At 64.1% G+C, this 6,398-nt stretch carries 5 protein-coding genes and 1 pseudogene; 1 reads left to right on the top strand and 5 read right to left on the bottom strand.

Annotation, left to right across the window (positions count from 1 at the left end; all coding sequences use genetic code 11):
* The 5 genes and pseudogenes from BN1134_RS20150 to BN1134_RS05160 form a co-directional block, all read right to left on the bottom strand.
* Positions 1 to 264 (bottom strand): annotated as a pseudogene (locus tag BN1134_RS20150) (pseudouridine synthase); the annotation flags it as partial.
* A gap of 157 nt (positions 265 to 421) precedes the next feature.
* Positions 422 to 1,648: an MFS transporter gene (locus tag BN1134_RS05175; protein WP_042045670.1), complete on the bottom strand. Its 1,227-nt coding sequence runs from the start codon at positions 1,646 to 1,648 to the stop codon at positions 422 to 424.
* A 64-nt stretch (positions 1,649 to 1,712) separates the two neighbouring features.
* Entirely contained in the window at positions 1,713 to 2,483 is a 771-nt protein-coding gene (locus tag BN1134_RS05170) for an ABC transporter ATP-binding protein (RefSeq protein WP_042045668.1), read from the bottom strand.
* On the bottom strand, positions 2,476 to 3,528 hold the full coding sequence (locus tag BN1134_RS05165; protein WP_042045666.1) for a FecCD family ABC transporter permease: 1,053 nt from the start codon (positions 3,526 to 3,528) through the stop codon (positions 2,476 to 2,478). Before BN1134_RS05165 ends, BN1134_RS05170 begins: the two co-directional genes overlap by 8 nt.
* Before the next feature lie 102 nt (positions 3,529 to 3,630).
* Positions 3,631 to 4,752, bottom strand: coding sequence for an ABC transporter substrate-binding protein (locus BN1134_RS05160; RefSeq protein WP_042045664.1), 1,122 nt, complete (start codon positions 4,750 to 4,752; stop codon positions 3,631 to 3,633).
* A 373-nt stretch (positions 4,753 to 5,125) separates the two neighbouring features.
* Between BN1134_RS05160 and icd the strand changes: the two genes are divergently transcribed.
* On the top strand, positions 5,126 to 6,376 hold the full coding sequence (gene icd / locus BN1134_RS05155; protein ID WP_042045681.1) for an NADP-dependent isocitrate dehydrogenase: 1,251 nt from the start codon (positions 5,126 to 5,128) through the stop codon (positions 6,374 to 6,376).
* Positions 6,377 to 6,398: the final 22 nt, after the last annotated feature.

Genomic DNA, 6,398 nt, shown 5'->3' with positions numbered 1-6,398 from the left:
GTAAATACCGGGCTCGGTGATGTAATCCTTGAGCGTCTCCCTTCCTGCCTCGTCGGTAAACTGGCACAGCACCATGTAGGGCTTGTTGAGCAGCAGCAGCTTGCGATCGGCAGGGGCCACGGCCGGCTTTTGCCGCGCCGGCAGGTCGGGCTGGCTGCCGGGGCGCGGACGAGCAGGAGCGGGCCGCTGGGCTCCGGTACGGGCGGCGCGGCCAGAAGGGGTGGCGCGCTCGGCGAGGGAGCGGCGAGGACGGGCAGGTTTCATCGCAAACAGACCAAAAACTGGGGAGGGGGCAGTGTATCACAGGGAGGCGGGATCATGAGCCCGCGCCCGTTTCTGCATAGGCCAGATGGCGCGGTTCCCGCCGCTGGCCGATGCGCACTTCACGCCCGCTCGTTTGGTGCCGTTGCCCGTCCATCCATCATGGCGTGGTGGTGCCTGCGGCCACTGAGCCCCTGAGGTGGGCATAGAGGCCGAGCCCGACCAGCAGGCCGATCAGCGCCAGCAGCAGCCAGATGGCGGTGGCGGGGCGGCTGCCTGCGTCCCCCAGCATAAAGCCGATCAGCAGGTTGCCAACGAGCGCCATGCAGCCGCCGGTACTGGCATAGAAGCCGTAGTAGCTGGCGAGCTGCTCAGGCGGCGCGTAGCGGGGCAGTTGGGCGGCAAAGAGCGGGAAGCAGAGGATGGAGCCCAAGGAGAGCAGGGCTACCTGCGCCATGACCCCCGCCGTCGGCCAGGGGGCGAGCAGGGGCAGGGCCAGATAACTCACGCCCATCAGGCCGATGCCGAGCCCCATGGCGAGCGGCACTCCCAGGCGGCGCTCCACCAGGCGCGAGGCCGGCAGCTGGAGCAGGACGCCGATCACCGCCGAGAGGGTGAAGACGCCGCCGATCAGGTGAGTGGCGTCCGGCAGACTCTGGATATGGGCGGGCAGGGCCAGATAGAGCTGGTGGAACAGGATCTGATAACTGCCCGCCAGCAGGGTGAAGGTCATAAAAGGGCGCTGGCGCACTATGGTGCCCCACTGGGACAAGATGGCGCCGCGCGGGGTCTGGCGACTGACCGGGCGTTTGGGCAGCACCCGATACTGCAACACCCCGAGCAGGGCAAACAGGCTCGCCGCCAGGAACCCGGTCAGGGTATAGCTCTGCTGGGTCAAGGTCAGGCCAACCAGGGGGCCGAGCAGCATGCCCGCTTCGCTGGCGAGATTGTGCAGGGCAAAGGCGCGCTGACGCTGGCTAGGGTTATGGCATTCGCTGGCGAGATAGGCCTGGGCGCAAGGGGTGAACAGGGCCCCGGCAAAGCCGGTGAGGGCGGCGGCCAGCAGCAGGATGGGCAGGGACTCGGCCCAGCCCAGCAGCACGAAGCCGACCGATCGCACCAGGCAGCCCCAGACGATGGCGGGGTGATAGCCGATGCGATCCCCAAGGGTGCCGCCCAGAAGAAACAGCCCCTGCTGGCTAAAGACCCGCATCCCCATGACCAGACCACAGGCCCAGCCGGCCAGCCCCAGCCCGCTGCCCATGTGCTGGGCGAGGAAGGGCATCATCATGTAAAAGCCGAGGTTGAAGGCCAGCCCGTTGGTGATGAGCAGACGGGCGGCCGGGCTCATGCCCTGCCAGTCCCGCCAGTAGGAGGCGCCGCTCATGCTCCATGGCTCCGGGGGTGGCTGTGCGCCCCCTGTTGTGGGCTGCGGCGCGGGGCGTTTGTTCTCATGGTTGTCTGCGCACGGTTCGAAGGAAGGGGATGCCGCTCTGATCGTGACTTATCTCTACCGGCACATGATAGAGGCGCTCGATGAGGGAGGCGTCGAGCACCTGGGCGGGGGGGCCGAAGGCTTGCAGATCGCCATCGGCCAGCACGATCAGCTGATCGGCAAACTGGGCGGCCAGGTTGAGATCGTGCAGCACCACCAGGGTGATCCACTGCTGCTCGCGGGTCTGCTGGCTCAGGTGCTCCATCAGCTGCATCTGGTGGTGCAGATCCAGCGCGCTGACCGGCTCGTCCAGCATCATGATGCGGGGGTTGCGCAGCAATACCTGGGCGAACAGCACCATCTGCCGCTGGCCACCGCTCAAGGAGTAGAGGGGGCGATCCGCCAGATGGGCGATGCCGAGCGCTTGCAGGGCGCGGCCGGCCGCCAGGATGTCCTCGTCGGCGAGGCGCATGGAGAGGCTGTCGAGGCGCCCGAGCACCACCACCTCGATGACGCTCAAATCCAGCTCCAGCTGAATGTTCTGGGGCATGTAGCCAAACTGCTGGCGCCAGCTGGCCTGCGTCATCTGGTGGGCGCTCTGGCCCCCTAAGCGGATGTCACCGCCATCCGGGGTCAGCTCGCCGAAGAGGGCGCGCAGCAAGGAGGTCTTGCCGGTTCCGTTCGGGCCGATGATCACATGCACCTGGCCCGGTTGCAGGGTCAGGTTGAGATCCCGCAGCAGGGTCTGCTGGCCGATAGAGAGGGAGAGTCGGGATAGTTCAAGCACGTTTACGCCCCCTGCCGAGGATCAACCAGATGAAGAAGGGCACGCCAATGAGCGCGGTGACGATGCCGATGGGGAAGAGGGCCCCCGGAATGATCGACTTGGAGAGCACTGAGGCGGCCGAGAGCATGCAGGCGCCGCACAGGGCGGAGAGGGGGATCAAAAAGCGCTGATCTTCCCCCACCAGCATGCGGGCGATGTGGGGAGCCACCAGACCGACGAAGCCGATGACGCCGACGAAGCTGGTGGCGGTGGCGGTCAGCAGGGCGACCAACACTAGGGTCTTTATGCGCAGTCGATCCACGTTGACGCCGAGGCTGCGGGCGCGGGCTTCCCCGAGGCGCAGGCTGGTGAGGGCCCAGGCATCCCGGTAGATGAGCAGGGTGCAGATCAGGGTCACCACTGTGGTGATGGCCAGGGCGTCCCAGGTGGTGCGCATCAGGCTGCCAAACAGCCAGAACAGGATCTGCTGGTTGAGCTCGGGGGAGGAGAGAAATTGCAGCAGCGAGAGCAGGGACTGAAACAGGAACAACAGGGCGATGCCCGCCAGGATCAGGGTCTGGTTGCTGACATGGCGCATCATGGCCAGACCAAACAGCAGGCAGGAGGCCAACATACACAGGACGAAGGCGCCAGCCGGAATGGCTATCAGGGGGGGCAGCCCGAGGCCGCCGGTGTAGAGGGCGAGCGCCGCGCCAAGGCCGGCGGCTGCGGCCAGCCCCAGCGTGTAGGGGCTGGCAAGGGGGTTGTCCAGCAGGGTCTGCATCTGCACACCGCCCAAACCAAGGGCCGCGCCAACCACCAGGGCCATGAGGGCGATGGGCAGGCGCATGTCATGGACTATGGTGCGGGTCATGGGGTCAGCCTGGGCGGGGGAGATCAGGGCATCGATCACATCGCGCAGGGCCAGCAGAGAGGGGCCGGTGGCGATATCGAGCACCAGCGTGATGCACAGCACCAGGGCAAGCAGTGCCAGCCAGCGCCAGCGACGGCGCTCCCGTTGCCGCTGCCGGGTGAGGGTCTGCTGCAAGGCAGCCAAATCATTCATGATGTCAATCCTGAAACGGGCGCCATGAGGGCGCCCACAAGGGAAAAAGAGGGCGGATGAAGAGGGCCCTGCCTATGTGTGGCAGAGCCCGAACGACCGGCTTTAGTTGGCTTCACCCTGCTTGATGCCCAGCATAAAGGTGCCCTGAGGACGGATCGGCAGATAGTGGCGATAGAAGTCCTGATAGGTGGCCAGGGGGTCGATATCCTGGAACAGATCCGGATAGAGGGCCTTGGCCATGAACTCGATGAGGGCGGCATCCATGATGCTGCGGGTGGCGCCGTGATAGACCGCATAGAGGCGACCTTGCTGCACCGCGGGCAGCTCGCTCCAGCCCGGGCGGGCGGCAAAGCCTTGCAAACGGCGAAGCACCGTCTGGGCCGAGATGTCCTGGCCTACCTGCATCGCCTCTGCGCTGCTCACGCTTTCGTAACCTGCCATCAGGATCACCTCGGGTTTGCTGGCCAGCAGCTGCTCCGGGTGCATGGGGCCCCAGCGATCGACGAAGGGGGCCGCGACGTTGTCACCGCCCGCCAGCAGGGCCATGGCGCCCCACATGTCCTTGCCATAGGTGTAGCTGTAGTCGGCCGGGCCCTTGTCACCGAGCTCGATGTAGACCCGGGGCGGCTGACGCTTTGCGGCGGCGATGCGCGAGGTGATGGTGTCAATCTTGGCCTGATACTCGTCGGCCATCTTCTGGGCGCGGGCCTCCTGGCCGGTCACCTTGCCGAGCAGCAAGGTGCTCGCCATGTGGAGCGCCAGGGTCTGGGCGTTGTAGTCCACCACCACCACAGGGATCCCTGCCTGCTCGAAGCGCGGCAGATCCGCGGCCAAGGCCTCGTATTGCCATTTTGCCAGGATCACCAGATCGGGTTTGACCGCCAGGGTCTTTTCGATGGAAAAACTCTGATCCTGCACGTTGCCAAGGTCGGGTACCTTGGCCAGTTGCGGCTCTTTGGCGACATAGAGAGACCAGATAGCGGGACGGGACTTGACGAACCAGCCGCGGGACATGCCCACCAGACGATCGGCACCGCCTTCACCAGCCACCGCCAGGTAATCCTCGGGATAAAAACCGAGCACGATACGGCTGGCGGGCAGGTTGAGGGAGACCTTGCGGCCCATCACATCTTCCACTTCAACGGGGGGATTGGCCTGCGCCATCCAGCTCACCAGAGCGAGCTGACCAAGCAGCAGCAGCCTTGCCAGGGGGTGACGAAACATCTTGTGGGAACCTCGGGGGGATGGGTACAAAAGCAAATTGATAATTATTACTATTTGCCACTTGAAAAGCAATGGAATTTGTAGGGTTTGTCCCTACTTTCTGTGCGCTCTAGCTTGGGGTGTGGGAGGGGTCGCACGGCCCTGCTGGGGGGCGGCGAGGACGCTGTTGCTGGGGATAGGGCGCCAACGCGCCGTGCCTGCCTGATGCCAGAGGGCACGAAATGGCTGGCTTTTATTGGGATGGGGAGCATTGTGATCCAGTGCGCGACTATGGTTCGCCCTGCGTGCTCGCCATTTGATTATGTAAAGGGATGGGCTAAGATGGCCGCGCGAAATGATCAGATTGATAACAAAAGGATGTTAGGAGATGCCGATGGAAAGCAAAGTAGTTATCCCTTCTCAAGGACAGAAAATCACCGCAGCTGGCGGCAAGCTGAATGTTCCGAATAACCCCATCATCCCCTTTATCGAGGGTGACGGCATCGGTGTCGATGTGACCCCGGCCATGCTCAAGGTGGTGGATGCCGCCGTCGAGAAGGCCTACAAGGGCGAGCGCAAGATCGAATGGATGGAGATCTACACCGGTGAGAAGTCGACCAAGGTGTACGGCGAAGGCGTCTGGCTGCCGGCCGAGACCCTGGATTTCATCCGCGAATACTGTGTGGCCATCAAGGGCCCGCTGACCACCCCGGTCGGTGGCGGTATCCGCTCCCTCAACGTGGCCCTGCGCCAAGAGCTGGATCTCTACATCTGCCTGCGTCCGGTGCGCTACTACGAAGGCACCCCGAGCCCGGTCAAGCACCCCGAGCTGACTGACATGGTGATCTTCCGCGAGAACGCCGAAGACATCTATGCCGGCATCGAGTGGAAGGCCGACAGCGACGAAGCCAAGAAGGTGATCGCCTTCCTGCAAACCGAGATGGGCGTGAAGAAAATTCGCTTCCCCGAGACCTGCGGCATCGGCATCAAGCCCATGTCCAAGGCCGGTACCGAGCGTCTGGTGCGCGCCGCCATCGAGTATGCCATCGACAACGATCGCGACTCGGTGACCCTGGTGCACAAGGGCAACATCATGAAGTTCACCGAAGGTGCCTTCAAGGATTGGGGTTATGCCCTGGCCCAGAAAGAGTACGATGCCCAGCTCATCGACGGCGGCCCCTGGTGCTCGTTCAAGAACCCCAAGACCGGCAAGACCATCGTCGTCAAGGACGTCATCGCCGACGCCTTCTTGCAACAGATCCTGTTGCGCCCGGCCGAGTATGACGTCATCGCCTGTATGAACTTAAACGGCGATTACATCTCCGACGCTCTGGCGGCCCAGGTCGGCGGCATCGGCATTGCGCCGGGCGCCAACATCGGTGACGGCGTGGCCCTGTTCGAGGCGACCCACGGCACCGCGCCGAAGTACGCCGGCCAGGACAAGGTCAACCCGGGTTCGCTCATCCTCTCTGCCGAGATGATGCTGCGCCACATGGGCTGGGTCGAAGCGGCCGATCTCATCGTCAAGGGGATGGAAGCGGCCATCCGCAACAAGACCGTCACCTATGACTTCGAGCGTCTGATGGAAGGGGCCACCCTGCGCTCCTGCTCCCAGTTCGCTCAGGACATGGTCGACCAGATGTAAGTCTGCGCGAGACGCAAAAAGG

The organism is Aeromonas simiae, from assembly GCF_000820125.1.
Classification (GTDB): Bacteria; Pseudomonadota; Gammaproteobacteria; order Enterobacterales; family Aeromonadaceae; genus Aeromonas; species Aeromonas simiae.
The sequence above is the reverse complement of the archived record's forward strand: the minus strand, read 5'-3'. Positions and strand labels throughout refer to the sequence as shown.

What these genes read in the sequence shown, in the direction of transcription:
- BN1134_RS05175 (WP_042045670.1), bottom strand. Translation starts at nt 1,648, where the DNA reads ATGAGCGGCGCCTCCTACTGGCGGGACTGGCAGGGCATGAGCCCGGCC.
- BN1134_RS05160 (WP_042045664.1), bottom strand. Translation starts at nt 4,752, where the DNA reads ATGTTTCGTCACCCCCTGGCAAGGCTGCTGCTGCTTGGTCAGCTCGCT.
- BN1134_RS05165 (WP_042045666.1), bottom strand. Translation starts at nt 3,528, where the DNA reads ATGAATGATTTGGCTGCCTTGCAGCAGACCCTCACCCGGCAGCGGCAA.
- icd (WP_042045681.1), top strand. Translation starts at nt 5,126, where the DNA reads ATGGAAAGCAAAGTAGTTATCCCTTCTCAAGGACAGAAAATCACCGCA.